Below are 26,125 nucleotides of genomic sequence, written 5' to 3'. Positions count from 1 at the left end.
ATGTGTTCTTTGCATGAATATAGAACTACTTGCTCCTGCAGGTAATTTTGAATCACTTATTGCAGCAGTTGAGAGCGGTGCAGACGCTGTATACCTTGGTGGAACAAAGTATAATGCAAGGGCTTCTGCAAATAATTTTGATGAGGAGACGCTTAAAAAAGCTGTAAAATATGCTCATATCAGAAATGTTAAGATATATATAACGGTGAATATATTGATATCTGATGGTGAATTAGAGGATGCGTTGAAATATATAGAATTCTTATATAACAACGACATTGACGGAATAATTGTACAGGATATAGGCCTCCTCTATTTGGCAAATAAATTTTTCCCGGAAATGCCTTTGCACTGCAGCACTCAGATGACCATACATAATAGAGATGGCGTGAATATACTGAGAGATCTAGGAGCTGATAGATTTGTATTGGCAAGGGAAATGAATATCAAAGAAATTAGCGGCTTGGTTAAAGATACATCTGCAGAGATAGAAATATTTATTCATGGGGCACTATGTGTATCCTATTCGGGCCAATGCCTTATGAGCAGCCTCATCGGAGGAAGAAGCGGAAATAGAGGGAGATGCGCCCAACCTTGCAGGAAAGCATACACTTTAATTGACATGGATGGTAACATTCAGCCGGATTCATACAAAAAAGCTTATTTATTGAGCACCAAAGATTTAAACACAATAAAGCATTTGGATGAAATAATAAGAGCCGGTGTTAAATCCTTAAAGATTGAAGGGCGAATGAAACGGCCTGAGTATGTAGCCATAGTTGTGAAGCATTATAAAGAGGCTTTAAATGATATAGCAGAAAAAGGAAAAGCAGAAATTAGTAATGATGCTTATATGGAGTTGGAAAGCGCATTTAACAGAGGGTTTACACATGGCTTCCTATTCAATGAAAAAAAATCCGAAATAGTGAATACAACGAAGCCAAGCAATAGAGGAATATTATTAGGCAAGGTATTGTGGCAAAAAGGCGGCAAAGCCGGAATATCTGTTAGGGGTACCATAAGCAAGGGGGATGGTATTGAAATTGTGCTGGGAAATGGAGCCAGCACAGGTTTTAATATAAATTCAACGGAAAGAGATGCTGCCGGAGCCTTGATCATTAATGCGGATAAAAAATTAACTCCGGGCTTGCCGGCATATAAGACTTTTGATAAAGCTCTTAACGATAAAGCGATCAAAGAATACTTTTATGAAAACAGGAGAAAAGTATTTCTTAGCGCGGAGCTGTTTATCAGGTCAGGAAATAATCCAAGCATTAAAATATGGGATCATGAGGGCCACAACGTTGAACTGGAAAGTGCGCATGTAGTTGAGATAGCGGAAAAAGCGTCTATAACAGAGGAAAAAGCCATCGCACAACTGAAAAAAACCGGTGACACTCCATATATATTTGAGAATATAAAAGTTCATATGGACAGCAATGTTTATGTACCCATGAGCGTATTGAACGAATTAAGAAGAGATGCATTAAAAGCGATGGATGAAGCTTTATCCTGCAGAAATAAGCGCAAAGATATTCATATAAGCAAAGCAGATCTTATACTTGATACTATTCCCGAAAAGCTTGATGATAATAAAATTCTATTTGGTGCTTCTTTGTGGAAGTATGAAAATATTAAATCTGCAGTAGAGGCCGGCATTGATTATATTTATTACGGAACACAAGACAAGATACACGAAGCTGTGAAATTTTGTCATGAAAATAATACGGATATATTTTTTCTTCTTCCTAATATTATGAAGGATGGAGAGATGGAAAAATACCGCAAAATAATAAGAGAGAACAATTTTGACGGAATAGTCGTATCAAACATCAGCCAGCTAAGCTTTGCGAGTATAAAGCCTGGATTGAAGGTAACAGGCAACTATAGCCTAAACGTTTTTAATAGAAGAAGCTTAAAGGTATACCTGAGCATGGGGGCTCATGTAATATGCCCTTCTGTAGAGCTTGCACTAAAACAGCTTAAGCCTATGGCCGGATATTATGGAAGCAAAATGGAGCTTGTGGTTTACGGCCAATTGCCATTGATGACCATGGAGTACTGTCCGCTTTCATCATCTGACCGATGCAAATGCTGCAGCAAGCAGAGAAGATACGGTCTAAAGGATGAAAGAGGAGCTGTATTCCCTATATATTGCAATGATCATAAAACACAGCTGCTGAACAGTCATATTTTATTTATGGCGGAGGATATGAATAAAATCATTGAAATAGGTGTCAAAAGGATAAGAATGGACTTCTACAGGGAGAAGACAAGAGAAATCAAGGAGATTATAGAGATTTATAAGGATTTCAGAAATCAAAATAGTGGGAAATATGTTGATGTGATACAACGAATAAAAAATATCGGACATACAAAAGGTCATTACTTCAGGGGAGTTGATTAAAGGAGGCAGTTTCTCTTGGAAAAGGTTATTAGAATTTTGCTCGTGGAAGATGAAGCCAAGATGAGAGAACTTATTAGGATTGCTTTTAAAAAAGAAAATTTTGAAACATATGAAGCCATGGATGGTAAACAAGCCCTAAATATTTTCAAGAATTTTCACTTTGATATCATTATTTTAGATATCATGCTGCCGGAGATAGATGGGTGGACCGTATGCAGGGAAATAAGGAAAAATTCCGATATACCGATAATACTGCTGACGGCAAGAGGAGAAGAATTCGATAAGCTTTTTGGCTTTGAGCTTGGTGCAGATGATTACATAGTGAAGCCTTTTAGTCCCAGAGAATTAGTTGCAAGAGTAAAAGCTCTATTGAGAAGAGCTGAGAGCAAAAATAAAGAGATATCAAGTGAGTTTGATATCGGAGGTATTAGTATTAATACCTTGTCAAGAGAAGTTAAAATTAATGGCAATGCTATAAATCTTACAAATAAAGAATATGAGCTTTTGCTTTTTCTGTCGACAAATCAGAATATTGTTTTCACCAGGGAGCAATTGCTTTTAAAAGTATGGGGATACGACCAATACGGAGACCCGAGAACAGTTGATACTCATATTAAGAGGATCAGGGAAAAATTAGGAGGCAAGAGCAGCTGCATTGCTACAATTTGGGGAGTAGGATATAAATTTGAGGTACCAAAATGAAGCATAACAGTATTATGATAAAGCTTTGGAGCGGAATTATCATTACAATACTTTGCATACTTTTTATGAGCATGTTTTTTCAAACAAGATTTCTTTATTCATTTTATTTTAATGAAAAAGTAAAAGAGGTCGAGAAGATTGGTCAGGACATCGCAAGAGCCTTGGGAAGAAATGAATATAATTTTAATATACCCTATGTAGATGCTATTAAAAATGTGAATGATATGATCATTGTTACCGACATAAGCGGGAGAATAACATATATTACAGGAAGTGTCGATTATAAACAAGGGTGGGTTTTTGGGCTAAAGTATTTGGATGACATATTAGATGGTGAAAAGATTCAAGATGGGAATAAGATGCTTAAGGGGCTTGATTCCCTTATAATCGGCGTGCCGATAAAGAGGAGTCAGGAGCCTCTGTGGGATGTTAAGCAGAAGCAGCTGTATGAGAATGAGATTGAAAGCAGAGCGCTTCAAGAAATTATTGGAGCAGTATATATAGTAACCCCGCTGGAGCCCCTGGAAACGACTATTCAAGCCATAAAGATTCAATTCTTATATATATTTATAGGAGCTATTATAATATCTTCACTTATTGCCCTTCTACTGTCGCATAGCTTTTCCGACCCATTGATTAAAATTAATGATGCTGCCAAAGAGATAGCCCGGGGTAATTATAATACGAAAATACATCTTAAGTCCAGCAGGGAGATAATTACACTGGGAGAAACCATCAATAATTTAGCCAGACAGCTTTCGAGGGTAGAACAAATACGCAGAGAGTTTATTGCAAATGTGTCCCATGAGCTGCGAACACCTCTCAGCTATCTCAAGGGCTATACAGAAATTTTAATCGATGGCTTGGCTGAAACAGATAGTGATAGAGAAAAATATTTGAATATAATTCTGGAGGAATCAGAAAGGCTGAGAAAGATGGTGGATGAAATACTGCATCTTTCTCAGATTGAAGCAGGGTCCATACAGTTGAAGCTGTCTTCCTTCAGTATAGATGCTCTTATAAAGCGGACTATTGACAAGATACTGCCTTTGGCAGTCAAAAGAGATATCTCCATAAAGTATAACAAGGTTGATGATGACTTGTTGTTATGCCTGGCAGATGAAAACAGAATAAAACAAGTGTTGATCAATCTTCTGACCAATGCAACCAAACACTCCTACGATCATAGCAATATACTGATAAGCTCATATAGATTGAATGACAGAATATATATCTGTGTTAGAGATTTCGGTGAAGGTATCTCTGAAGAAGACCTGCCATTTATCTGGGATAGATTTTATACGGCAGGAAAATCTAAGGATAAAAGTATAGAAGGGATTGGTCTGGGGCTGTCAATAATAAAGAGCATAATAAATGCACATGGCTGCGATATCACAGTAAATAGCGTAAAGGAAGAGGGAACTGAATTTTGCTTCTGGCTGCCTTCTTATGCAGAGAATTAATAGCAATTGACGAGGTGATAGCATGAATGAAAAAACATTGAGGGTTTTAGAATATCAAAAAATAATAAAGCTTGTTGCAGATGAGACGGTATCGGGCCTCGGACGGGAAATCGCCTCATCTTTAAAACCCAGCAATAATATATACGAGATAAAGGAATGGCTGCAAGAAACAACCGAAGCTGTTGAAATAATATTGAAAAGAGGAAATTTCCCTTTAGAAGGCATGCATGACATAAGAGTAGCCTTAAAAAAGGCTGAGATAGGTTCAATGTTGGGAATGGATGAATTGCTGCTGACATCCTATACTCTGGCTTCTGCAAGAAAGATCAAGGCTTTCATGAAAGAGGATAGAGGTGAAGGGGCATATCCTATAATTGAAGACCTTGTAAATTTGCTGAGTGAATATAAGAATATAGAGAATAGTATAAACAGCTCAATATTGAATGATGAAGAAATATCAGACAATGCGAGCCCGGAATTAAATACTATCAGAAGAAAGATACGAGATAAGCATAGCCAGGTAAAGGATAAATTAAATAGTATGGTGACCTCCTCCACCTACCAGAAATATCTTCAGGAACAAATTGTTACGATGAGAGGGGACAGATATGTACTGCCTGTTAAGCAAGAATACAGGGGCAATGTGCCTGGTATAGTTCATGACCAATCTTCAAGCGGCGCTACTTTATTTATAGAGCCCATGACAGTGGTTGAATTGAATAATGATCTGACGCAGCTGAAGCTGAGGGAAAAAGAAGAGATTGAGAGGATCTTGATAGCCCTTTCAGCAATGATAACAGAGAATTATGAAGGCATCAAAACTAACATGGAGATATTGTCAACACTTGACTTTATTTTTGCCAAAGCCAAGTTTTCCCTTAAATATAGATGTTCTGAACCCATCATTAATATAGAGGGCAGAATAAATATTAAAAAGGCAAGGCATCCTCTGCTGGATCCTAAGATTGTGGTCCCGATAGATATCAGGGCGGGAGAAAGCTTTAATATTTTAGTTATAACAGGACCAAATACAGGAGGGAAAACTGTTACGCTAAAGACAACAGGCCTGCTTAACCTGATGGCTCAATCAGGCTTGCATATTCCTGCAGCAGATTATAGTGAAATTCCTGTATTTGATCAGATATATGCAGATATAGGAGATGAACAAAGCATAGAACAAAGCTTGAGCACCTTCTCCTCACACATGAAAAATATAGTAACAATATTAGCTAATATATCAGAGAATTCTTTGGTTTTACTGGATGAACTTGGCGCAGGAACAGACCCTACAGAGGGTGCTGCACTTGCAATGGCAATTTTGGATCTTCTCCATGAAAAAAATGTAAGGACGGTAGCAACTACCCATTACAGCGAGTTGAAGATTTATGCCTTGACCACACCCGGAGTATGTAATGCAAGTGTGGAATTTGATATTGAGACATTACAGCCTACTTATAAGCTATCCATTGGAGTTCCAGGAAAATCTAACGCCTTTGAAATATCCAAAAAGCTTGGCCTTGACGACTTAATAGTTGAGAAGGCAAAAGAATTCATCACAAAGGATAAAATAAAGTTTGAAGATGTCATTGCCGCTTTGGAGGAAAGCCGTAAAAAGGCAGATGAAGAGAAATATATTGCTCAAAGGCTGAGAAATGAAATCGAAAAGGCGAAAGAAGAAGCCGATAAGCGTTTGGAAAAGATTATGGCACAAAAGGATAGGATCATTGAAGAGGCTAATAGATCGGCAAGGCTTATGGTAGAAAAGCATAAGGAAGAAGTTGATTCTTTAATAAAACAGCTTAGGGATGCAATAGATAAGGATAATGAAGAAAAGGCAAGAGCCATAGAAAAGGTCAGAAAGGATTTTAAATCTATAGAAGATGAAACAGAAAAAACCTATGGGGTTGCGCATACTACGAGAATCAGCCATAAGCCTCCGGAAAAATTGAAGCTGGGTGACACGGTAAAAATACTGAATTTAAACCAAAAGGGAAATATAATTACCCTGCCGGATGATAATGGGAATCTCACTGTTCAAGCAGGGATAATGAAAATAAATGTAAACATTAAAGATATACAAATGGATAAAGACATTAAAGAGGAGGTTATAACACAAAGATATGCCAGGATTGAAAAAGCAAAGGCTTCACAGGTTCCACATCAGCTGGACCTCAGAGGGAAAACTCTGGATGAGACCCTGATGGATATAGATAAGTATCTTGACGATGTTTATCTCGCCGGCATTCCAACTGTAACAATAATTCATGGCAAAGGTACAGGGGTGCTTAGAAACGGTGTAAAAGATTTTTTGAAAAACCATGCCCATGTAAAATCATTTAGGACAGGAGGTTATAACGAGGGTGGACTCGGGGCTACCATCGTAGAGATAAAATGAATATAATAGTGAGCGCATGCCTTTTAGGCATAAATAGCAGATATGATGGAGACAGCTGCAATAGTGAAGGTGTAAAGGCATTGCTGAAACGTCATAATTTGATACCCGTATGTCCTGAACAGCTTGGAGGCATGTCTACTCCAAGATATCCCTCAGAAATTTCTGCAGGGAGTGGAACAGTTAAAAATCGTCATGGTGAAGATGTGACCTTATTTTTCATGAAAGGAGCAGAAGAGGCACTGAGAATAGCTCATTTATACGGGTGCAAATATGCAATATTGAAATCTAAAAGTCCGTCCTGCGGTCATGGATTGATTTACGATGGAACTTTTTCCGGAAAGCTTATAGAAGGAAATGGCCTTTGCACTCAAATGTTCATAAATGACGGTATAAAAGTGTATACGGAAAATGATGAATTTTTATTAAAATGATTGATGCGGCTTAGCGCCGCATCAATCATTTTAATCTTGGCTAATGGTTTTCATAATAGGATATTGCATATTCTTTAAACATATTGGTTATTGGAGACATCGGTCTGTTCTTATGGTAAACCATATAAAACTCTCTATTTAAGCCGAATTCCTTTAATTCATAGGCATTTATCAACCCAAATTTAACATAGTCTTCCGCGCTTATTGAAGACACGATAGAAACTCCAAGCCCAAGGCTCACAGCTTGCTTTATCGCTTCGGTGCTGTTCATTTGAGCGACTACATTTATTGATTTTGGATCTATGTCAGCCTTGATGAGCTTCTTTTCAAATTCCTTTCTGGTACCTGAGCCGGTTTCTCTAAAAATGAAATTCTCACTTTTCAGGTCTTCCATTGATACCTTGTTGTCGTCTATTTCTGCAAACCTTTTATTTTTGGGGGTTATAAGAACCATTTTATCTTCAAGCAATTTTTCGTATTTTAGCTTTTCATTATTGATTATTGAGCCTACTACACCTATCTCAAAGCTGTTATCCAGCAACTCCTCAATCACTTGTTTCGTGTCCAATTGTATCAAATTAAAAACAATATTTTTATATTTTTTCTGGAATCCGAGAATCAGTTCGGGGATTATATATTGACCCGGAACAGTAGATGCCGCAATTTCAAGCTTTCCTGAAGAACCCATTGTGAAGCCGTTCAGAGAAAATACCGCTGCATCTCTTGTGTTCATAAGATTAAGAGCATATTCAAAAAATATTTTACCTGCTTCTGTAGGTAAAACCTCCTTTGCAGATCTGTCAATCAGCTTGGTGCCGATTTCATTTTCTAAAGAATTTATATGAGCGCTTACGGTTGGCTGGGTTAAATATATAGCATCAGCAGCTTTTGAAAAACTTTTGTGTCGAACTACATAAACAAAGGCTTCTATTTGCTTAAAATCCATTTCTGCTACCCCCATAATAAATATTGAAAAATTAATATCATCTAAATGATACAACTCTATACGGATTAAGTCAAAAGTAATTGATCAAAAATAGCAATCCGGGGTTAAGAAAACATTAATTTGATTATGAGGAAAAAGGATAGTATAATATATAATCGTCAAGAGGTGATAAAAATGGCTGAAAAACAATATATTTTTACATTTAATTCAACACATCATGCATTAATGTTTGAAAAAGCAGCAAATGAAAATAATTCTAATATTATAATAATGCCTGTTCCCAGAAGTATAGCATCAAGCTGTGGCTTGGCGGTCAAATTCAGTCAGGAGAATTACGAAGAAATAGTAGAGATGGTGAAAAATAAAGGATTAAGCTATGCTGATCTATATAGAATAGAAGACTCTGGCGGAGAAAAAAAATATATTAAGCAGAATATATAGGATACTCTAAATTTTTTTGATAACTTGGAGGTAAGATTTTGAGCAAAAAGAAAAAATTTCTTAAAATATTTTTGATCAGCTTTGCGGTAGCTTTAGCTTCGTTATATGGTGTACTATATTTATTTTTGAACAGTATAAGCATTAAACCCACTGATGGAGTATCGCAAATGCCTGATAAAAGAGTGAATGTACTGGTCATAGGAGTTGCCAAGAATTTGTCGGATACAATAATGATGGCAAGCTATGATATGGAAAAAGATAAAGTAGACATTTTTTCGATTCCCAGGGATACCTATTACCCGAGGAAAGGTTATAACCATGCAGCCCAAAAGAAGGTTAATGCAGCTTATGGGAGCAGCGGCGCTGAAGGCCTTATAAAAGCAGTAGAAGATATTACAAAAGTGGATATTGATTATTATGTGCAATTTGACTATGAAGCTGTAAAGGCTGTTGTAGACGGGCTGGGCGGCTTAAAAGTAGAAGTGCCTAATGACATGAATTATGATGACCCTGCTGATGATCTTCATATTCATTTTAAAAAGGGACAAGTAGTAAAAAATGGCGAAGATATCGTAAAGCTGTTACGCTGGAGAAAAAACAACAAAGGCGGAGGCTATAAAGAAGGAGATTTAGGCAGAATAAAAATGCAGCAGCAAATTGTGAAGCTGGGTATGGAAAAGGTTATAAACGGAAACATTGTTGCAAACTTTCTCAAGCTTCAGAGCCCGATAACAAAATATGTAAAAACCAGCATGACGCCTAAGGAGATGATGTATTTTGCTAATAAGGCGAAAGATATAAACTCTGAGAATATATTTTTCCATACTGTACCTGGAAATCCTAAGACTATGGAGGGCCTTTCATTTTTCGTAATAAATAAGGACAAGCTAAAAGAAGAGATAGGCTTGGTCATGGCAGAAGAGTAATTATTCTTCAAGCCTCTTTTAAACTATAGCAATAGGAAAAAAAGTTCTTTTCACGCTTGGACAGCATATGTATGTTATGATAAGATAAAAATGAGAGAAGGAAGGAGGTGTTTTCATGGATAAAAGAATTGAGGATACAATCAAAGCTCTTAATAAGAATAACTTTAAGGCCCGTTTTTTTGAAGATTCGGATACAGCAGTTAAAACTCTGTTGGAAGATATCAAGGAAACGGATTCTATCGGGATTGGAGGAAGTATGACGATCACAGAGTTAGGACTTCCAAAGCTCTTGATAGAGAGAGGCAATAAGGTATTCTTTCATTGGCTTGAGACTACTCCTGAAAGCATGGATAATGCCAGAGTAAACGCTTCCAGGGCAGATGTCTATCTTACAAGCACCAATGCATTTACAGAAAGAGGGCATCTGGTAAATATTGACGGAGTTGGGAATAGAGTGACTTCTATGATATTCGGCCCTAAAAAAGTCTATATAATATGTGGTATTAATAAACTGACAGAGAATTTGGATAAAGCGATTGAGAGAATTAAAGAAAATGCATATAAAAATGCGAGGAGGCTCAATCTTAAGACACCTTGTGCAATAACCGGAAAATGCAATGATTGTGACAGTCCTCAGCGGATGTGCAGTGTGACTACTATATTAGAAAAAAAACCATCAAAAATTGATATTGAGATTATCATAATAAATAAGTCATTAGGATATTAAAAACGGGATTTACGGAGGTGAAGAGATGATAAAAAACTTTGATGAACTGCTGTTAGCTGTAAAAAACAATAAGACAATGAAGCTTGCTGTAGCAGCTGCCCAGGATAAGGAGGTGCTTGAAGCTGTAAATTCAGCTGCAAAGATGAAGCTGGTAGAGCCTGTCTTAGTAGGGGACGAAGCTGCTATAAGAAATATCATGGATGATATCAATATGGCAGACAAATACAGGATTATACACGAACCGGATGTAATACAATCGGCTAAAATCGCTGTATCTCTGGTAAGAGAAGGGAAAGCAGATTTTTTGATGAAGGGAATTTTACAGACTGCTGATATTATGAGAGCCGTTTTGGATAAGGAAGCTGGGCTGAGGACAGACAGCTTGATAAGCCATGTCATGGTATATCAGGTTCCAAGCTATCATAAATTGTTGTTTTTAACAGACGGAGGCATCAATGTTGCCCCTGATCTGGAGCAAAAGGTAAAAATACTTGAAAACGCTATTTCAGTATGCAAGGCTATGGGATTGAGCAAAATATATGCTTCTGTTCTCGCCGGAGCAGAAACCGTTAATGTTAAGATCCCAGCGACTGTCGATGCTGATGCATTATCCAATATGCATGATAAATGGAGCAAATTGGACACTGTTGTAGAAGGCCCGGTGGCTTTGGATCTGGCTATCAGCAAGGAAGCATGCGAACATAAAAAATATAAAGGCGAGGGCGGAGGAAATGCAGACATTTTATTAGTGCCTTATTACGAAGTAGGAAATGCCCTTGGCAAATCATTGACCTATTTCGCGGATTCAAAATCTGCAGGCATCATAATGGGAGCTAAGGCACCCATTGTTTTGGTGTCCAGAGCGGATACTTCTGAAACAAAATTACTTTCCATTGCTATGGGAAGCATTATAGCAAAAAACATAAAATAATCTAAGGGGGAATTCTTGTGAGACATTTAATGTCCGGCAATGAAGCAATTGCCAGAGGAGCTTATGAGGCTGGGGTTACAGTAGCGGCTGCTTACCCGGGAACTCCCAGTACAGAAATTCTGGAGAATATGGTGGAGTATAAGGATAAGATTTACTCTGAATGGGCACCGAATGAGAAGGTAGCAACCGAAGTAGCAATAGGTGCATCTATTGGCGGAGCAAGGAGCTTGACAGCTATGAAGCATGTTGGTTTAAACGTAGCAGCTGACCCCATTTTTACCTATGCATACCTTGGAGTGAATGCAGGCTTTGTATTGATTACTGCTGATGATCCGAGCATGCACAGCTCTCAGAATGAACAAGACAACAGATACTATGCAAAGTTTGCAAAGATGGCGATGATAGAGCCTTCCGACAGCCAGGAATGCAAGGAATTTATAAAGGAAGCCTATAGAATCAGCGAGGATTTTGATACACCGGTTTTGTTCAGAGTAACTACGAGAGTTTGCCACAGCAAGAGCATTGTTGAGTTTGGTGAAAGAGAAGAGGTCCCTTTCAAACCTTATAGCCGAAATATACCCAAATATGTTGCAACTCCGGCTAATGCAAAGCTTGCACATGTAAGAGTAGAAAAAAGGCTTAAGGATTTAGAGGAGTATTCAAATAAATCTCCCCTTAATAAAGCTGAGTATAATAACAAGAATATCGGAATTATTACCTCTGGAATAGCATATCAGTATGTAAAGGAAGTATTCGGAGATAATGCTTCCTATCTGAAACTGGGTTTTACTTATCCCCTGCCGATGGCGCTCATAAGGGAGTTTTCTGAAAATGTTGAAACTCTCTATGTAGTTGAAGAGCTTGAGCCATTTATGGAGGAGCAAATCAAGGCAGCAGGAATTAAATGTATAGGCAAAGAGCTTATACCGCTTATATACGAATTAAATCCTGAAATAATTGCTAAGGTCATGTTGGACAAGACATATGAATCCAAACCATTGGATGTAAATGTGGTGCCGCGTCCTCCTGTTCTTTGCCCGGGCTGCCCTCATAGAGGATTTTTCTACACAATGTCAAAAAAGAAAAATACGGTAGTAACCGGCGATATAGGATGCTATACTCTTGGGGGAGCTCAGCCTCTCGAAGCTTTGGATACATGCATTTGCATGGGGGCCGGCTTTACTGCAGGAATGGGCATGTCAAAAGCCTTTGAGGCGTCAGGCAGGCAAGGGAAGGTATTTGGAGTTGTAGGAGATTCTACCTTCTTCCATTCAGGAATAACGGGTGCCATAGACATATTGTATAATAAAGGCAAAATGGTTCCGATTGTGCTGGACAACAGGATTACAGGTATGACCGGACACCAGCAAAACCCAGGCACCGGAAAAACTTTGATGGGGGACCCTGCTACCGCGATAGATGTTGTAGAAATATTAAAGGCTATAGGATATAAAACAGTTAAAGTTGTTGACCCGTGCGACTTGAAGGCGATGGACGAAGTCATAAAGGAAGCTGAAGAAGCAGATGAATCTTATGCAATAGTGACAAAACGGCCTTGTGTCTTGATAAAAGGCTTGCCAGCTCCAAAGACAAAGTGCGTGGTTGATAGAGATAAATGCAAGAAATGCAAAATGTGCTTAAACGTGGGATGCCCGGCAATATTCTTCAAAGACGGGAAATCTTATATAGAGCAATCCATGTGCGTAGGCTGCGAGGTATGTATGCAGGTATGCAAGTTTGATGCTATAGGAAGGGTTGGTGAATAGGATGAAAGCAGTAAAGAACATTCTTCTTGTAGGAGTCGGGGGTCAAGGAACAATTCTGGTGAGCAAGATTCTAACTTCGGGCCTTGTGAAAGCAGGATATGATGTAAAGATGTCAGAGGTCCACGGCATGGCTCAGAGGGGAGGAAGCGTTACTACTCAAGTCAGGTACGGAGAAAAAGTATATTCACCAATAATAGGCAGAGGTATGGCTGATATCCTGGTAGCTTTTGAAAAAATGGAAGCAGCAAGATGGATAGAATATCTGAAGCCTGATGGCATAGTAGTAGTAAATAATTATGAGATACCGTCTCTGCCCATAGCTATCGGTAAGGCTGAATATCCTCAAGGCATAATGGAAGCTTTGGCGAAGAATTTTAAAACTATAGAAATCGATGCTGCCAAAACTGCTATGGAGTTGGGAAATATCAAGACCCAGAATATTGTCCTGCTGGGAGCGCTGATTAAAGCTTTTGAGCTTAATGAGATCGATTGGATAGAGATTCTAAAGGAAATTATACCTGAGAAAATGCTTGAAATTAATATTAAAGCGTTTGAAAAAGGAATGGGATTATAATATAAAGCTTGAGGGGGGACTTAGTTCTCCCCTTTTTTAAGGTGTTGTGTATGAAAACAAATTTAGAAAAATTAAATGATGAGCAGCTGGAAGCTGTCAAGCACTATAAAGGTCCTTGCCTGGTAATAGCAGGCCCCGGAACGGGTAAAACCACTGTTATAACTCATAGGGTGATGTATTTGGTCAAACATAATAGAGTTGAGGCTGGGAAAATCCTTGTAGTGACATTTACAAAGGCGGCTGCTAAAGAGATGGAAGAAAGATTTTGTAAACTCCCTGGCTATTCGAAAGAATATAATGGTGTAACATTCGGTACGTTTCACTCCATATTTTTTAGAATATTGAGGAGATATAAAAATTATAGGCTGGAAGATCTGCTGGACGAAAAAGAGAAATATATGATAATAAAATCGATAATTAAAAGCTCAGGTTATAGCTTTTTCGAGGACGAGCAGGTTATAGAAGCCATAATAAGCGAAATGTCATATATTCAGAATACCCTTATGGATATTGATGATTACAAGCCTGATTCAATAGATAGAAATGAATTTAAAAGCATTGCAAGACAGTATGAAAGCTATAAGCATAATAACGGGAAATATGATTATGATGATATGCTTACACATTGTTACCATATGCTTGTCAATAGTACGCAAGTATTAAAAAGCGTTAGGGAAAAATTCGGTTATATACTTATTGATGAGTTTCAAGATATAAATAAAGTGCAATTTGAGACTATGAAAATTATGGCATCACCACTAAATAATATCTTTATTGTAGGTGATGATGATCAATCTATATATAGGTTTAGAGGGGCAGATCCAGGGATAATGTTTGAATTTTCCCGTGCATATAGAGCTTCTGCCCAAATAACGTTGAAGTATAATTACAGAAGCAGCAAGGCCATAATAAATTCTGCCATGTCCTTAATAAATAATAATAAAAAGAGATATCAGAAAAGCTTTCAGACTACAAAAGATATGGGCATATACCCTTCGGTGGTGAGGGTTGAAGATTTTGAAGAAGAAGCTAAAATAATTAGAGAAAAGATAGCAAGCCGAGTAAAGCAGGGTGGAAATTATTCGGAATTTGCGGTCATATACAGGACTAACCTCCAGTCAAGGGCTATCATTGACGCCTTTATTGCAGGGAATATCCCCTTTATCTCTTATGATGGATTAGTCTCAGTATATAATCACTGGATATTTACGGACATATTGTGTTATTTTAAAGCTGCATTAGGTATAGAAAAAAATAACAGCATATTAAGGATAATGAATAAACCAAATCGTTACATAGCCAGAGCAGTTATAGAGAATGCTTTAAATAAAGATGGAGATCTTATAGATAATATTATCAAATCAGACACTTTAAACGATCTTCAGATAAGAAACCTATATGAATTGAAAGACAGCTTATTAAGAATTAAAGATATGCCTCCGGGTAAAGCGGTTAGATATATAAGAAATTTTGCAGGATATGAAGAATATATAAGGGATTACGCATACGTGAAATCTATAGAATTAAAATTGTTCAAAGAAATATTAGAAGAAATAACCAGCTCAGCAGAAGGCTTTACCAATATATTGGATTATATCGAGCATATAAGAAAAATTGCAGAATCTGTCCGAAGTAAATATAGGGATAATAAAAAAAGTAATAGCGTAGCTTTAATGACTATGCATAAGGCTAAGGGATTAGAATTTGATCGAGTTTTCATATCAGGAGCAGTAGACGGTATAGTGCCGTATTATAGAGAAGCCGCTATATCATCAGCTGACCTGGAGGATGAGAGAAGACTGTTTTATGTCGCTATGACAAGAGCAAGAAACGAACTATCGATATTTGTTCCCAAGCACAGATTTTCTCAAAAAACTTCGACCTCCAGATTTATAGAAGAAATAGATGCATGGTTAAAAGACTATAAATGCAATATTAAATCCGGTGATATAATACATCATAAACATTTTGGTGATGGTACGGTGAGGGAAATTAATAAGACATCAGAAGGATGCAGAATTATAGTGGATTTCAAAGGCACGATCAAGAAATTAAGCCTTGATGTTCTGGTAAAAAACCAGATAATCAGATTGAATTAAAATTTCAAACGCTATTTTGAGGTGAAAAATATGAGATACATTAAAGTAATAAGAATATCCGGCAGTTATTTTGCCAGGGAGTTTGAGAAAAGTGAAAAATCCAGAAAGGCTGTAAAAAAAAGAGAAGTGGATGAGAAAACAGTTGCAGAACAATTTCTAAAGGGTGATGCAACTGTGAGAGTGATCTTTGAGGACAATGACAGGGAGCCTATTGACTTGTCTTGTGAAAGCGATGAAGATAAAATTAAGCGTTATTTAGGGCCTAAGTTTTTGGAGAATTATTAATAGGGAACGGAGAACACGGATTATCACGAAGGGTATTTATATCTGGATAAATGTTGCTATGTATAGTAATATTTATGTAGATATAAATCTGTTTTCATAACTGATAAAAGAGTGCAATAAAGTTGATAAAGGGGAGGAATTTTTGTGGAATATAAAGCCGATATAGGAGTGTTTGGGGGTTCCGGTTTCTATTCTTTTTTGCCTGAGATCGAAGAGATAGATACTGATACACCTTATGGCAAGCCAAGCGACAAGATATCAATTGCATCGATAGGGGATAAAAAGGTTGCATTTTTGCCCAGGCATGGCAAAAATCATTCTTATCCTCCTCATACAATTCCTTATAGGGCTAATCTATATGCGATGAAAATGCTTGGAGTAAAGTGCATCATTGCTCCAACGGCATCGGGAAGCTTGAAGCCGCACATAAAGCCGGGAGACTTCGTAATTTGCGATGACTTTGTAGACAGAACCTGGGGAAGAAAGGACACCTATTTCGAAGGCCCGGAGACAAAGCATATATCAGGTGCAGAGCCTTACGATGCTAAGCTGAGGGGATTGGCCATTGAGGCGTGCAAAGAGCTGGATATCAAAGCACACAATAGCGGAACTGTTGTAGTCATTCAAGGCCCCAGATTTTCCACTAAGTCAGAAAGCCGCTGGTTCAGCAAAATGGGCTGGGATGTAATAAATATGACTCAATATCCTGAGTGCATATTGGCAAAGGAGTTAGATATTCCCTACATAAACATTGCTCTGATAACAGACTATGATGCCGGACTTGAAGGCGATGAAGACATTAAGCCTGTTACTGAAGAAGAGGTCCTTAGGGTATTCAATGAGAATAACAGCAAGGTTAAAAAATTAATATTTCATATTATTAAAAAAATTCACTTATAATTGACATGCGATGGAGGATAAATTGAAGAATAAAGGGATATTAATCGTATTTGAAGGTATGGATCAATCAGGAAAAGGAACTCAGTCAAGATTATTTGTAAAAAAGCTCATAGAATTAGGCTATAAGGCTGAATATATGCACTTTCACGATGTTGATACTCCTTTGGGTAAAGAGATTCAGCTTTTTCTGGAAGGCCGGAGGAATTTCAGCCCTCAGGTCAGGCAGTTGCTCTATGCTGCAAATCGCTATGAAAAAGCCGAATACATTCTAAACATCTTGGAGCAAAGCGATTTTTTAGTTGTAGACAGATATATTCCATCAGGCCTTGCATATGGCTTGGCAAACGATCTGGATCTGAATTGGATGCTTGAACTGGAAAGCAGGCTGCCACAGCCGGACATAGTAGTATTGATAGATATATCTACAAAAACTTCAAGCACCAGAAAGCATGAAGAAAGAAGAGATATATATGAAAAAGACTATAGCTTTTTGGATAAAGTAAAGCAATCTTACCTATATTTAGCAGATAAATATGAATATATCGTAGTAAATGGAGAGAAAGAATCAAAGCTTGTACATAAAGAAATTTGGGAAAAGGTCTGGGATAAAATTAAACACAATGACATAAATGAGTAGAGGTTTTGCATCGCAAAACCTCTACTCATTTATGTTGAAAATATTTAAATCGCTGACTACTTTAATATGGTTTACTTCCGGATCTTCAGTTCCTTGAACGTAGAGGTTGGCTTCCTTCAGAGCTTTGACATAATCAATGATATCTTTTGTGATCATTTCTCCGGGGCATAGTATAGGTATGCCTGGAGGGTATGCCATCAAGAATTCCGCACTTATCTGCCCCATGCTGTCAGACAATGGAACTGAAACTGTCATGCTGTTGAAAGCGTCCCGGGGAGTCAGTATCTGTTCCGGTATATCAGGGACATCAATAATTTCAAGCTTTCTTCTTAAAGAGCAGCATTGAACATCGCTGATCTCTTTCAGAGCATTTATGAGTTTGTCAACGCTTTCTTTAGTGTCTCCAAGGGAAAATACACATAAGACGTTATATAAATCTGACATTTCAGGCTGAATGTAGTATTTCTCAGCTAATATCCGTTCAAGCTCATAACCGCTTAGCCCTAAATCCTTACAAGTAATTGTAACCTTTGTGGGATCAAAAGCATAAGCACCTTTTTTGCCTAATACCTCTTCACCAAAACAATAATAGCCTTCAATAGAATTAATGCTTTTCCTGGCATAATCAGCCAGGTCAATGGTTTTATCCAAAAGCTCCTTGCCGTCTATGACCATTTGCTTTCTTGCCGCATCAAGAGATGCCAGCAGAATATAGGAAGGGCTGGTGGTTTGAAGCAGGCTTAAAACTGTCTTCACCCTGTTTACATCTACAAAGCCTTTCCTTACGTGGAGCAAAGAACTTTGCGTCATGGAGCCAATTATTTTATGAGTGCTCTGAGAGCATATATCTGCTCCTGCATCCACAGCAGAAATGGGAAGCCTGCTATTAAAATGCAAATGCGGTCCATGAGCTTCGTCAACTATTAAAGGAATATTATATCTATGAACAATATTTACAATTTTTTCTATATCTGTAGACACTCCATAATATGTCGGGTTTACAATCAATACTGCCTTTGCATCGGGGTTGTCCTCTAAAGCATTTTCAACTGTTTCCGGCGTAACATTGAGTGCAACCCCAACGGTATGATCAATCTCAGGCTGCATATATACTGGAGATGCACCGCTTAATATTATACCTGCCGTTACAGATTTATGAACATTGCGAGGTATAATTATTTTTTCTCCCGGTCCGACAACGCTCATAACCATAGCTTGTATGGCTCCCGAAGTGCCATGAATCGAAAAGAATGTATAGTCCGTGTTGTAGGCGTCTGCAGCGAGCTCTTGAGCCGCTTTTATAACGCCCGTAGGCTTATGGAGGCTATCTACCTGTTTAAAAACCGTTACATCCATTGATAATACGTTTGTTCCAACGAAGTTTTTAAATTCATTCCACATGCCTTGACCTTTTTTGTGGCCAGGGACATGAAATGGAACTGTATTATTATTAACATATTCCATTAGTGCGTCTAATAAAGGTGTTTTTGTCTGATCTAATTTATACAACTTGATTAACACTTCCTTTCCAAGCTATTATTTAGAATTAAAAAAAAGCCTAAACTTCGATGCAATAAGTAGAGGCTTTTGCAGAGCGATTTATTCTAGACCTATTCAATTTCAATAACATTATAGGTTATAAAAATATAAAATGCAATAATATTTTACGCTCTTCCAAATTTTTTTAGATTATCTCAATCTCATTATTTTTTATAGGTTTTTGTTACGAAATTTACTATATCTGCAGCTGAATAGGGCTTTTTAAGGCATGCTGATAGTTTCTTCATGCTTTCAATCCTTACTTCATGATTCAATATCTGGTTGATCAACGGCGGTATCTTCATCACATCGGATGAAGTTGCGGCAACACCGCTATTTAAGAGAAATTCTGCATTATCGGATTCTTGTCCGGGTATGGGGGAGAATATTATTAAGGGCTTTTCCCTGGATAGAACCTCCGCCGTAGTAACTCCGCCCGGTTTAGTTATAACCAGATCAGATACTTCTATGAGCTCATGCATATTGCTCGCAAAGCCATAGACAACAAGATGGTTCTTTGTATCAAGGTTTTTAAGCTTGACTTCCAATCTTTCGTTACGCCCTGCAACGGCAATAATCTGTATATTGCTGAGCTTCTTATCCAGTTCTTTGACTATTCTATTTATTGAACCTAGTCCTAAGCCGCCTCCCATAACAAGAATTGTTTTTTTATCTGCGAGTTTTAAATCTTCAATAAGCTTTTTTCTATCTATGGTAAAAGAAAACTCTCTTCTTATAGGTATGCCGAAAGGCAATACTTTATTAGAAGGCACTCCGAAATCCTTCATTGCATACACAAGGCTTTCGTGAGGAACAACATAATAATCAGTATGGTCATTAATGTATGAGGAATGGATATTATAGTCTGTAATAATTGTGATAAGAGGACAGTTAATAATCTTCTTCTCTTTTAGATTAGAAATAATTGAAGCCGGAAAACTATGGGTACAAAAAATTACATCCGGTTCAAAATTCACGGTAGGCTTCTTAAACCATACCGTAACCAGCTTATTTGCTATTTCATTAATGTCTATTATTGGGTCCAGTTTATTGGTTTTCTCATAAATTTTACCCCAAGCCTTTGGGTAGAACTTTAATATATTAAGATAACTGTCCAATATTACTTTATCAAGCAGTGGACTGATCAAACTTATTGTATTAATAATTTTTACGCTGTTCTCGGGGTCAGCGGATATAAATTCGTTTCTGATGGTATGAGCCACCTGGTCGTGGCCGTTTCCAATAGAAACTGAAAATATAAGGATATTCACTTAAATCACTCCTCATCTAAATCAAGTATAACACATAGCATTCAAAATAATTCACAATGTTTCCATGTATTTATACGACAAAAATAGATTAAGGTTTCACTTTTTTAGAAAAAAATAAAAAAAGTAGCTAAAATTATAAATCATACAAAACATTACATTTTTCGCTGAAGGAAAAAAAAGTTGAATAAAGAATAATAATACTACTATGGTAATGGAGGGAAAATAATGCAAGTTAACTTTGAGACACTCAATAATATATTGATCATAAAGCTTAATGGTGAGTTGGACCATCATAGCTCAAGCTACGTCAGAGATGAAATCGATGATGAAATCTTGGCTAAAAATCCTAAAAATATTTTATTTGATATGAGCCATCTCAATTTTATGGACAGCTCCGGAATTGGTGTCATAATCGGAAGATATAAGTTCATAGCCTCTAATGGAGGAAAGGTAGGTATAGTGTCGATGAAGCCTCAGATAAAGAGAATCTATGAAATCTGCGGTCTCAAAAGAATCATACCCAGCTTTGACAATAAAAAAACTGCCATAGAAAAACTGTAAAGGAGCGTAATTTAATGAGAGTTGACAATGAAATGAAACTTGAGTTTCTAAGCAAATCGCAAAATGAAAGCTTTGCAAGATCAGTAGTAGCTGCCTTTGCAGCTCAACTGGATCCGACTATTGAAGAAATATCAGAGATTAAAACAGCCGTGTCTGAGGCTGTAACCAATTGTATAATACATGGTTACGAATATGAGCAGGGATACGTGACAATAATTTGCAGGATAATTGATAATACGGTAGAAATTGAAATAAGCGATAAAGGCAAGGGAATAGAGGACATTGAAATGGCAAGGCAGCCTTTATATACAAGCAAGCCAGAGTTAGAGAGATCAGGTATGGGCTTTACTGTTATGGAAACATTTATGGATCAGGTCAGCATATTCTCCGAGCCCGGGAAGGGTACAACCGTCATAATGAGAAAAAACTTTAAAAAAGACTGAAGGAGTATCTTATGGATTGGTCAGAGCTTTCTCAAGAAGCCATAATAGATATTATTTTAAAAGCCCAGAGCGGAGATACAAACGCTGAAAACTATATAGTATCGCAGAATTTAGGTCTGGTGCGCAGTGTCGTAAAGCGATTTTTAAACAGGGGCTGCGAATATGAAGATCTGGTGCAGATCGGCAGCATAGGCCTGCTAAAAGCGATAAAAAAATTTGACAGCTCATATAATGTGAGATTTTCTACATATGCTATACCTATGATAATAGGTGAAATTAAAAGATTTTTGCGGGATGATGGATTAATAAAAGTAAGCAGAAGCATCAAGGAGATTGCTATAAAAGCTAATGCCTGTAAAGAAAATATAGAAAAGAACTTTGGAAGAGAGCCGACGGTATCCGAATTAGCAGCTGAACTTGACATACCTGCAGAAGATTTGATCATCGCTATGGATTCCATTAATTCTACTCAATCCTTGCAAGAGGTTATTTATCAGGATGATGGCTCACCGGTTTTGCTTATCGATAAAATTCAAAATGAGAGCCTGGAGGATATAGATCTAATAGACAAGATAGCGCTGAGAGAAGTTCTCGCTACTTTGGAGCCTAGAGAGAGACAGATAATAATGCTTAGATATTTCAGCGAAAATACCCAATGCCAGGTCGCTAATATATTGGGAATATCTCAAGTTCAGGTATCACGAATAGAGAAAAAAATTCTTGACAAGCTAAGAAAAAGAATAACTTAGCATCTATAATAACCTAACATTTATAAGGGAAGTTTCTGAGATTCTTTAGAGACTTTTCTTTTTTTTAGATTAATGAATTATTATAAATAAATTATTAATACTAATATTAGAAGCAACTTGAGGTGGAATATGATAAGGTTACGATTTTTATTGATTATATTAATAATAATTTTAATTTCATATTTTTCATGGATAGTAACAAAAAGTAAACCTTTGGATCATATACCTGAAAAAGCAAAGCTTGTACGAGCTATATAGTTTGCTATACCAGCTTGATGGGGCGATTTGTATTGTCAGGAGTATTTATTGATATCGGCAAACAAAGTCAATTGCTGCAGCAACCAATTTAATAGAGTTACATGATTTTTTTTGAGGTGAATTGTATGAAACAGAACAATTATTATCGTATCAACAAAGCTTTTCTCAACATGGAGCAGGAAGGCGAAAATGAAATAAGGTCAGATATTGAAGAAAAGATAAGCGCAAATATTATGAAAAAGCACGATTGAACTACAAGAATGCTTCTGCATGAATAAGGAGAAGCCTTAATTGGCTTCTCCTTAAAACAATCTTTATTCAATTAATAATCATCATCGCCGCCGCTGCTATCAATTTCCCCTGTATCGCTGTCTGTTTCGTAGTCATCGCCTTCCTCCGGCTCCGGCATAAAAGTTTTGTGTATATCACATATTGAAGTTGGCGCTTCATATATATAGTCAGCCGGCATAGGCCTGTTAGGATCTAATGCTTCAGGTCTTTGTATAAAAACTTTTGACTGTATAGAAGCAGGGGGGCAATATTCTGATGCCAGCTTATTTGACTCAATGCACACATCTTTAATTACATGTATATCACATATGCTGTCTTCAGGCGGCTCTGTTCCTTTTATAAATAGTTCCGAACGTATTGTGGAGCCCCTTGGGTCCAGTGCGCACAGCTCGGACGGCCTTTTGCCCGACTCAGTGCATATCTCTACGGATACTAAGCCATCCGGTCTTTCAAAGTCCTTCCTAGGCAAGTCTTTGTGTATTGTCTGCATAATGGATTTCCATAGCTTAGCAGGGTAAGAGCCCCCTGTAAAGCTCATCTTCTTTGGCATATCATGACCTATCCAAACTGCAGCAGTATAATAAGGAGTGTAGCCAACAAACCATGCATCTTTTTGTTCGGAAGTCGTACCGGTTTTTCCGGCAACAGGCATATTTGCTAACGCCGCATTTCCTCCTGTGCCTCCTTTTACAACACCCTTCATTATATCTACCATGAGATATGCTACTTGTTCACTTATTACTCTGTGCTTCTCTGGAGTGTTGTCCAGCAAGACATTACCATACCTATCGTATACCTTGGTGAAGGAGATAGGTTTAATATATACACCTTTATTGGGAAAAACATTGTATGCGGCTGCTAATTCAAGGGGTTTAAGGCCTTTTGTCATACCACCCAAAGCTAAAGCAGGAAGGTTTTTATCATTTGTCTTGTCTAATGTTGTAATACCAAATTTCTGGAGGTATTCGTATGAACGTTCCACTCCAATATCTTGTACAATTTTTACAGCTACTACATTAAGAGAACGTTGAATTGCTTCTCTTACGGTAACTAAGCCGCTGAACTTTCTGTCATAGTTTCTGGGAGAATAAGTTCCAAATGTAACAGGAGCATCATCTATTACAGTTCCTGTAGTATAACCGTTATCCAACGCAGGTGCATACACAGCTAACGGCTTTATAGCCGACCCCGGCTGGCGTTGAGTCTGATCAGAATTTGCTCTGTTCAGCCCCCTTCTTACTTTTGGATCTCTTCCGCCCATAACCGCTTTAATTTCACCCGTCTTATTGTCTAAAATTACCATTGCAGCTTGAGGCTGCAAAATGTTATTTTCATCTTCACTTGATTTAGGGAACAAATCTGGATTGTTGAATGATTCTTCTAAGATATTTTGCAAATCAGTATCAATTGTTGCAACAATCTTTAATCCGCCGTTAAATACTTTTCTGTTGGCTTCCTCTTTTGTATAGCCCAATTTATCTTGTAAAGCTTGAGTAACATCTTTAATAACCATATCAGCAAAATAAGTAGTATCTACTTCTTTTTCAGCTTTGGCCAGCTTAATTTCTTCAGTGATAGCCTTGTCATATTCATCTTTTGAAATCATATTTTGTTTAAGCATTTCACCAAGAATTAAATTCTTACGCTTCATTGATTTATCATAATTCAAATATGGTGAATAAGCTGATGGCAAATTAGTAATTCCTGCTATTACAGCTGATTCCGCCAGGCTAAGGTCCTTTAGATCTTTAGCGAAATAATATAGAGCACCTTCCTTTACGCCTGCTATATTATTGCCGCCTAATCCAATAGTATTAAGGTATGCCTCCAGAATTTGGTCCTTTGTGAACTGGCGTTCCAATTGTATGGCATAATACATCTCTACTACCTTACGCTTCCATTCTTTATCTTGTGTAAGATAAACATTTTTTATGAGCTGTTGAGTAATAGTACTTGCACCATGCGCTAGTTTACCAAGCTTTATGTCTTCGATGAGCGATCCAACCATGCGCTGAGGATCAATGCCATTATGCTTGTAAAATCTTTTATCCTCAATAGCAATGAAAGCATTTTGAAGATTTTTGGGAATTTGGTCAAGAGTCACAATGCTTCTGTTTTCATTAGCGTGAAGTTTATCGATGACACGATCCTTTTCATCAACTATATAAGAGGTTTGATCAAGGTTAAACACCTCTTTTGTGTCCAGAGGTTCAGCACTTTTTATCCATGCATAAGCAGTGCCTAAAGCAGCTCCGGCGCCAATAAAAATAACCAACAGCAGAGCTATAACTATAACTTTCAATATTTTGTTTATAGACTTACTTTTATTTTTCTTTTTGCGTTTATTCGTATTTTGTTTATTATCATCGGTACTCATATTATACCTCCTCAGTAGATTAGCAGAGACCCTTGAGAATTATTTAATAGACCAATTATATCATATTGATACAATGTTATCAAATGAGGCTTCACCTATGGTATTTTGACGAATTCAAAGAAAAATAGTTCTAAAGCTGAAAAAATAAATGAAACATTGAACAAACTACATCCTTCATATATTAATTATGAAAATAATAAATTTTGAATTATGGTGGTGTAAAAATGAGATGGTATAACAACCATACACTTAGGAAGAAGAGAAGGCTGTTCTTCTTTTTTGCATTAATAGCGTTTATTTTGATGTTTTCTTTTTATATATATGTAGAAAATAATATCAGGCCCAAGATTATCGTAATGTCGGAGATAAAGGCAAGATTGTTTGCGACTCAAGCGATCAATGATGCAGTAAGCAAAAAGATAGAAGTGGATAGTTTTGGGAATCTGCTGATTATAAAAACTGACAATATGGGGAAAGTAACTATGGTACAGGCAAACGCTATTGAAATGAACAGATTGGCTGTAGAAACCTCCATATCTATACAAAATGAGCTCGAAAATATTACAGCAAGAGATCTTTCGATTTCAATCGGTAATATCGTGGGCAGCCAGCTTTTTGCTGATTTTGGACCAAAGTTTAATATTAAAATCCAGCCTGCCGGATCTGTAAATGTAAATTTCATAACGGAATTTTCCGAAGCCGGGATAAACCAGACAAGGTTAAAAATTTATTTAAAGGTAGATACAAAGGTTCAGATAATAGTTCCTTTTGCGGGGGATAAAATTGATGTTTCTACTAACGTACCTGTTTCAGAAACAATTATTGTCGGAGACGTTCCCCAAAGTTATATCAACTTGCCACAGGGAAGCGCTGATAAATTCATGGATTTAGTGCCGACAAAAAGTCCTTTTGAAGATTAAAAGAGAAAAGCCATAAAAAAGTCGAAAAGCATATTGACAAGGGAAAGAGAATGTAATAAAATAAAGAACGTTGGCGCGATAAGCCG

At 37.2% G+C, this 26,125-nt stretch carries 24 protein-coding genes; 20 read left to right on the top strand and 4 right to left on the bottom strand.

Annotation, left to right across the window (positions count from 1 at the left end):
* The first annotated feature begins 13 nt into the window (after positions 1-13).
* The 5 genes from LJD61_RS15930 to LJD61_RS15910 are packed head-to-tail and all read left to right on the top strand — an operon-like array spanning position 14 to position 7,398.
* Positions 14-2,407, top strand: a complete 2,394-nt coding sequence (locus LJD61_RS15930; RefSeq protein WP_255228538.1) for a DUF3656 domain-containing U32 family peptidase — start codon at positions 14-16, stop codon at positions 2,405-2,407.
* Between the two features lie 15 nt (positions 2,408-2,422).
* Positions 2,423-3,109, top strand: coding sequence for a response regulator transcription factor (locus LJD61_RS15925; RefSeq protein ID WP_255228537.1), 687 nt, complete (start codon positions 2,423-2,425; stop codon positions 3,107-3,109).
* Positions 3,106-4,572, top strand: coding sequence for a sensor histidine kinase (locus tag LJD61_RS15920; RefSeq protein WP_255228536.1), 1,467 nt, complete (start codon positions 3,106-3,108; stop codon positions 4,570-4,572). The genes LJD61_RS15925 and LJD61_RS15920 overlap by 4 nt, the downstream gene beginning before the upstream one ends.
* Before the next feature lie 22 nt (positions 4,573-4,594).
* Positions 4,595-6,967 (top strand): endonuclease MutS2, encoded by a 2,373-nt coding sequence (locus LJD61_RS15915; RefSeq protein WP_255228535.1) that lies wholly within the window; start codon positions 4,595-4,597, stop codon positions 6,965-6,967.
* Complete coding sequence (locus LJD61_RS15910; RefSeq protein WP_255228534.1) at positions 6,964-7,398, top strand: DUF523 domain-containing protein; 435 nt, start codon at positions 6,964-6,966, stop codon at positions 7,396-7,398. Before LJD61_RS15915 ends, LJD61_RS15910 begins: the two co-directional genes overlap by 4 nt.
* 40 nt (positions 7,399-7,438) lie before the next feature.
* On the opposite strand, the gene LJD61_RS15905 is transcribed toward LJD61_RS15910, so the two are convergent.
* The gene (locus tag LJD61_RS15905) at positions 7,439-8,344 is read right to left on the bottom strand and encodes a selenium metabolism-associated LysR family transcriptional regulator (protein WP_255228533.1); all 906 of its coding nucleotides are present in this window, start codon (positions 8,342-8,344) and stop codon (positions 7,439-7,441) included.
* A 174-nt stretch (positions 8,345-8,518) separates the two neighbouring features.
* Here LJD61_RS15905 and LJD61_RS15900 point away from each other — a divergent pair, with 174 nt between their 5' ends.
* From LJD61_RS15900 to tmk, 10 genes are all read left to right on the top strand, one after another.
* Positions 8,519-8,785: a DUF3343 domain-containing protein gene (locus LJD61_RS15900; protein WP_255228532.1), complete on the top strand. Its 267-nt coding sequence runs from the start codon at positions 8,519-8,521 to the stop codon at positions 8,783-8,785.
* A gap of 38 nt (positions 8,786-8,823) precedes the next feature.
* Positions 8,824-9,711 carry an LCP family protein gene (locus LJD61_RS15895; RefSeq protein WP_255228531.1) on the top strand — a complete coding sequence of 296 codons (888 nt, stop codon included), beginning with the start codon at positions 8,824-8,826 and terminating at the stop codon, positions 9,709-9,711.
* Positions 9,712-9,826: 115 nt separating this feature from the next.
* Positions 9,827-10,438 (top strand): lactate utilization protein, encoded by a 612-nt coding sequence (locus LJD61_RS15890; RefSeq protein ID WP_255228530.1) that lies wholly within the window; start codon positions 9,827-9,829, stop codon positions 10,436-10,438.
* Positions 10,439-10,463: 25 nt separating this feature from the next.
* On the top strand, positions 10,464-11,369 hold the full coding sequence (locus LJD61_RS15885; RefSeq protein ID WP_255228529.1) for a bifunctional enoyl-CoA hydratase/phosphate acetyltransferase: 906 nt from the start codon (positions 10,464-10,466) through the stop codon (positions 11,367-11,369).
* Positions 11,370-11,386: 17 nt separating this feature from the next.
* A complete protein-coding gene (gene iorA / locus LJD61_RS15880) occupies positions 11,387-13,135 on the top strand; it encodes an indolepyruvate ferredoxin oxidoreductase subunit alpha (protein WP_255228528.1) in 1,749 nt (582 codons plus the stop codon).
* Between the two features lies 1 nt (position 13,136).
* On the top strand, positions 13,137-13,709 hold the full coding sequence (locus LJD61_RS15875; protein WP_255228602.1) for an indolepyruvate oxidoreductase subunit beta: 573 nt from the start codon (positions 13,137-13,139) through the stop codon (positions 13,707-13,709).
* A gap of 50 nt (positions 13,710-13,759) precedes the next feature.
* Positions 13,760-15,808, top strand: coding sequence for an ATP-dependent helicase (locus LJD61_RS15870; protein WP_255228527.1), 2,049 nt, complete (start codon positions 13,760-13,762; stop codon positions 15,806-15,808).
* 30 nt (positions 15,809-15,838) lie between these two features.
* Positions 15,839-16,093: a hypothetical protein gene (locus LJD61_RS15865; protein WP_255228526.1), complete on the top strand. Its 255-nt coding sequence runs from the start codon at positions 15,839-15,841 to the stop codon at positions 16,091-16,093.
* A gap of 144 nt (positions 16,094-16,237) precedes the next feature.
* Positions 16,238-16,993, top strand: coding sequence for an S-methyl-5'-thioadenosine phosphorylase (locus LJD61_RS15860; protein WP_255228525.1), 756 nt, complete (start codon positions 16,238-16,240; stop codon positions 16,991-16,993).
* A 22-nt stretch (positions 16,994-17,015) separates the two neighbouring features.
* Positions 17,016-17,630 (top strand): dTMP kinase, encoded by a 615-nt coding sequence (gene tmk / locus LJD61_RS15855; protein ID WP_255228524.1) that lies wholly within the window; start codon positions 17,016-17,018, stop codon positions 17,628-17,630.
* Positions 17,631-17,651: 21 nt separating this feature from the next.
* Here the strand turns inward: tmk and LJD61_RS15850 are convergent, their stop codons facing one another.
* Both LJD61_RS15850 and LJD61_RS20595 read right to left on the bottom strand, forming a co-directional pair.
* Positions 17,652-19,139, bottom strand: a complete 1,488-nt coding sequence (locus LJD61_RS15850) for an aminotransferase class I/II-fold pyridoxal phosphate-dependent enzyme (protein WP_255228523.1) — start codon at positions 19,137-19,139, stop codon at positions 17,652-17,654.
* 194 nt (positions 19,140-19,333) lie between these two features.
* The gene (locus LJD61_RS20595) at positions 19,334-20,440 is read right to left on the bottom strand and encodes an MGDG synthase family glycosyltransferase (protein WP_255228522.1); all 1,107 of its coding nucleotides are present in this window, start codon (positions 20,438-20,440) and stop codon (positions 19,334-19,336) included.
* Between the two features lie 225 nt (positions 20,441-20,665).
* Between LJD61_RS20595 and spoIIAA the strand changes: the two genes are divergently transcribed.
* The 4 genes from spoIIAA (at position 20,666) to LJD61_RS15825 (ending at position 22,702) form a co-directional block, all read left to right on the top strand.
* A complete protein-coding gene (spoIIAA, locus tag LJD61_RS15840) occupies positions 20,666-21,001 on the top strand; it encodes an anti-sigma F factor antagonist (protein WP_255228521.1) in 336 nt (111 codons plus the stop codon).
* A 14-nt stretch (positions 21,002-21,015) separates the two neighbouring features.
* Positions 21,016-21,444, top strand: a complete 429-nt coding sequence (gene spoIIAB, locus LJD61_RS15835) for an anti-sigma F factor (protein ID WP_255228520.1) — start codon at positions 21,016-21,018, stop codon at positions 21,442-21,444.
* A gap of 11 nt (positions 21,445-21,455) precedes the next feature.
* A complete protein-coding gene (gene sigF / locus LJD61_RS15830; RefSeq protein WP_255228519.1) occupies positions 21,456-22,193 on the top strand; it encodes an RNA polymerase sporulation sigma factor SigF in 738 nt (245 codons plus the stop codon).
* 383 nt (positions 22,194-22,576) lie between these two features.
* Entirely contained in the window at positions 22,577-22,702 is a 126-nt protein-coding gene (locus LJD61_RS15825; protein WP_255228518.1) for a hypothetical protein, read from the top strand.
* A gap of 71 nt (positions 22,703-22,773) precedes the next feature.
* On the opposite strand, the gene LJD61_RS15820 is transcribed toward LJD61_RS15825, so the two are convergent.
* Positions 22,774-25,119: a transglycosylase domain-containing protein gene (locus LJD61_RS15820; RefSeq protein WP_255228517.1), complete on the bottom strand. Its 2,346-nt coding sequence runs from the start codon at positions 25,117-25,119 to the stop codon at positions 22,774-22,776.
* A 224-nt stretch (positions 25,120-25,343) separates the two neighbouring features.
* Here LJD61_RS15820 and yunB point away from each other — a divergent pair, with 224 nt between their 5' ends.
* Positions 25,344-26,039 carry a sporulation protein YunB gene (yunB, locus tag LJD61_RS15815; RefSeq protein ID WP_255228516.1) on the top strand — a complete coding sequence of 232 codons (696 nt, stop codon included), beginning with the start codon at positions 25,344-25,346 and terminating at the stop codon, positions 26,037-26,039.
* Positions 26,040-26,125: the final 86 nt, after the last annotated feature.

Origin of the sequence: Lutispora saccharofermentans, assembly GCF_024363565.1 — a bacterium.
GTDB lineage: Bacteria > Bacillota > Clostridia > Lutisporales > Lutisporaceae > Lutispora > Lutispora saccharofermentans.
The sequence above is the reverse complement of the archived record's forward strand: the minus strand, read 5'-3'. Positions and strand labels throughout refer to the sequence as shown.

Bases quoted from the DNA above. Each gene is read 5' to 3' on its own strand.
- LJD61_RS15930 (WP_255228538.1), top strand. From the start codon at position 14: ATGAATATAGAACTACTTGCTCCTGCAGGTAATTTTGAATCACTTATT.
- LJD61_RS15920 (WP_255228536.1), top strand. From the start codon at position 3,106: ATGAAGCATAACAGTATTATGATAAAGCTTTGGAGCGGAATTATCATT.
- LJD61_RS15915 (WP_255228535.1), top strand. From the start codon at position 4,595: ATGAATGAAAAAACATTGAGGGTTTTAGAATATCAAAAAATAATAAAG.
- LJD61_RS15910 (WP_255228534.1), top strand. From the start codon at position 6,964: ATGAATATAATAGTGAGCGCATGCCTTTTAGGCATAAATAGCAGATAT.
- LJD61_RS15905 (WP_255228533.1), bottom strand. From the start codon at position 8,344: ATGGATTTTAAGCAAATAGAAGCCTTTGTTTATGTAGTTCGACACAAA.
- LJD61_RS15900 (WP_255228532.1), top strand. From the start codon at position 8,519: ATGGCTGAAAAACAATATATTTTTACATTTAATTCAACACATCATGCA.
- LJD61_RS15890 (WP_255228530.1), top strand. From the start codon at position 9,827: ATGGATAAAAGAATTGAGGATACAATCAAAGCTCTTAATAAGAATAAC.
- LJD61_RS15885 (WP_255228529.1), top strand. From the start codon at position 10,464: ATGATAAAAAACTTTGATGAACTGCTGTTAGCTGTAAAAAACAATAAG.
- LJD61_RS15875 (WP_255228602.1), top strand. From the start codon at position 13,137: ATGAAAGCAGTAAAGAACATTCTTCTTGTAGGAGTCGGGGGTCAAGGA.
- LJD61_RS15870 (WP_255228527.1), top strand. From the start codon at position 13,760: ATGAAAACAAATTTAGAAAAATTAAATGATGAGCAGCTGGAAGCTGTC.
- LJD61_RS15865 (WP_255228526.1), top strand. From the start codon at position 15,839: ATGAGATACATTAAAGTAATAAGAATATCCGGCAGTTATTTTGCCAGG.
- spoIIAA (WP_255228521.1), top strand. From the start codon at position 20,666: ATGCAAGTTAACTTTGAGACACTCAATAATATATTGATCATAAAGCTT.
- spoIIAB (WP_255228520.1), top strand. From the start codon at position 21,016: ATGAGAGTTGACAATGAAATGAAACTTGAGTTTCTAAGCAAATCGCAA.
- sigF (WP_255228519.1), top strand. From the start codon at position 21,456: ATGGATTGGTCAGAGCTTTCTCAAGAAGCCATAATAGATATTATTTTA.
- LJD61_RS15825 (WP_255228518.1), top strand. From the start codon at position 22,577: ATGAAACAGAACAATTATTATCGTATCAACAAAGCTTTTCTCAACATG.
- LJD61_RS15820 (WP_255228517.1), bottom strand. From the start codon at position 25,119: ATGAGTACCGATGATAATAAACAAAATACGAATAAACGCAAAAAGAAA.
- yunB (WP_255228516.1), top strand. From the start codon at position 25,344: ATGAGATGGTATAACAACCATACACTTAGGAAGAAGAGAAGGCTGTTC.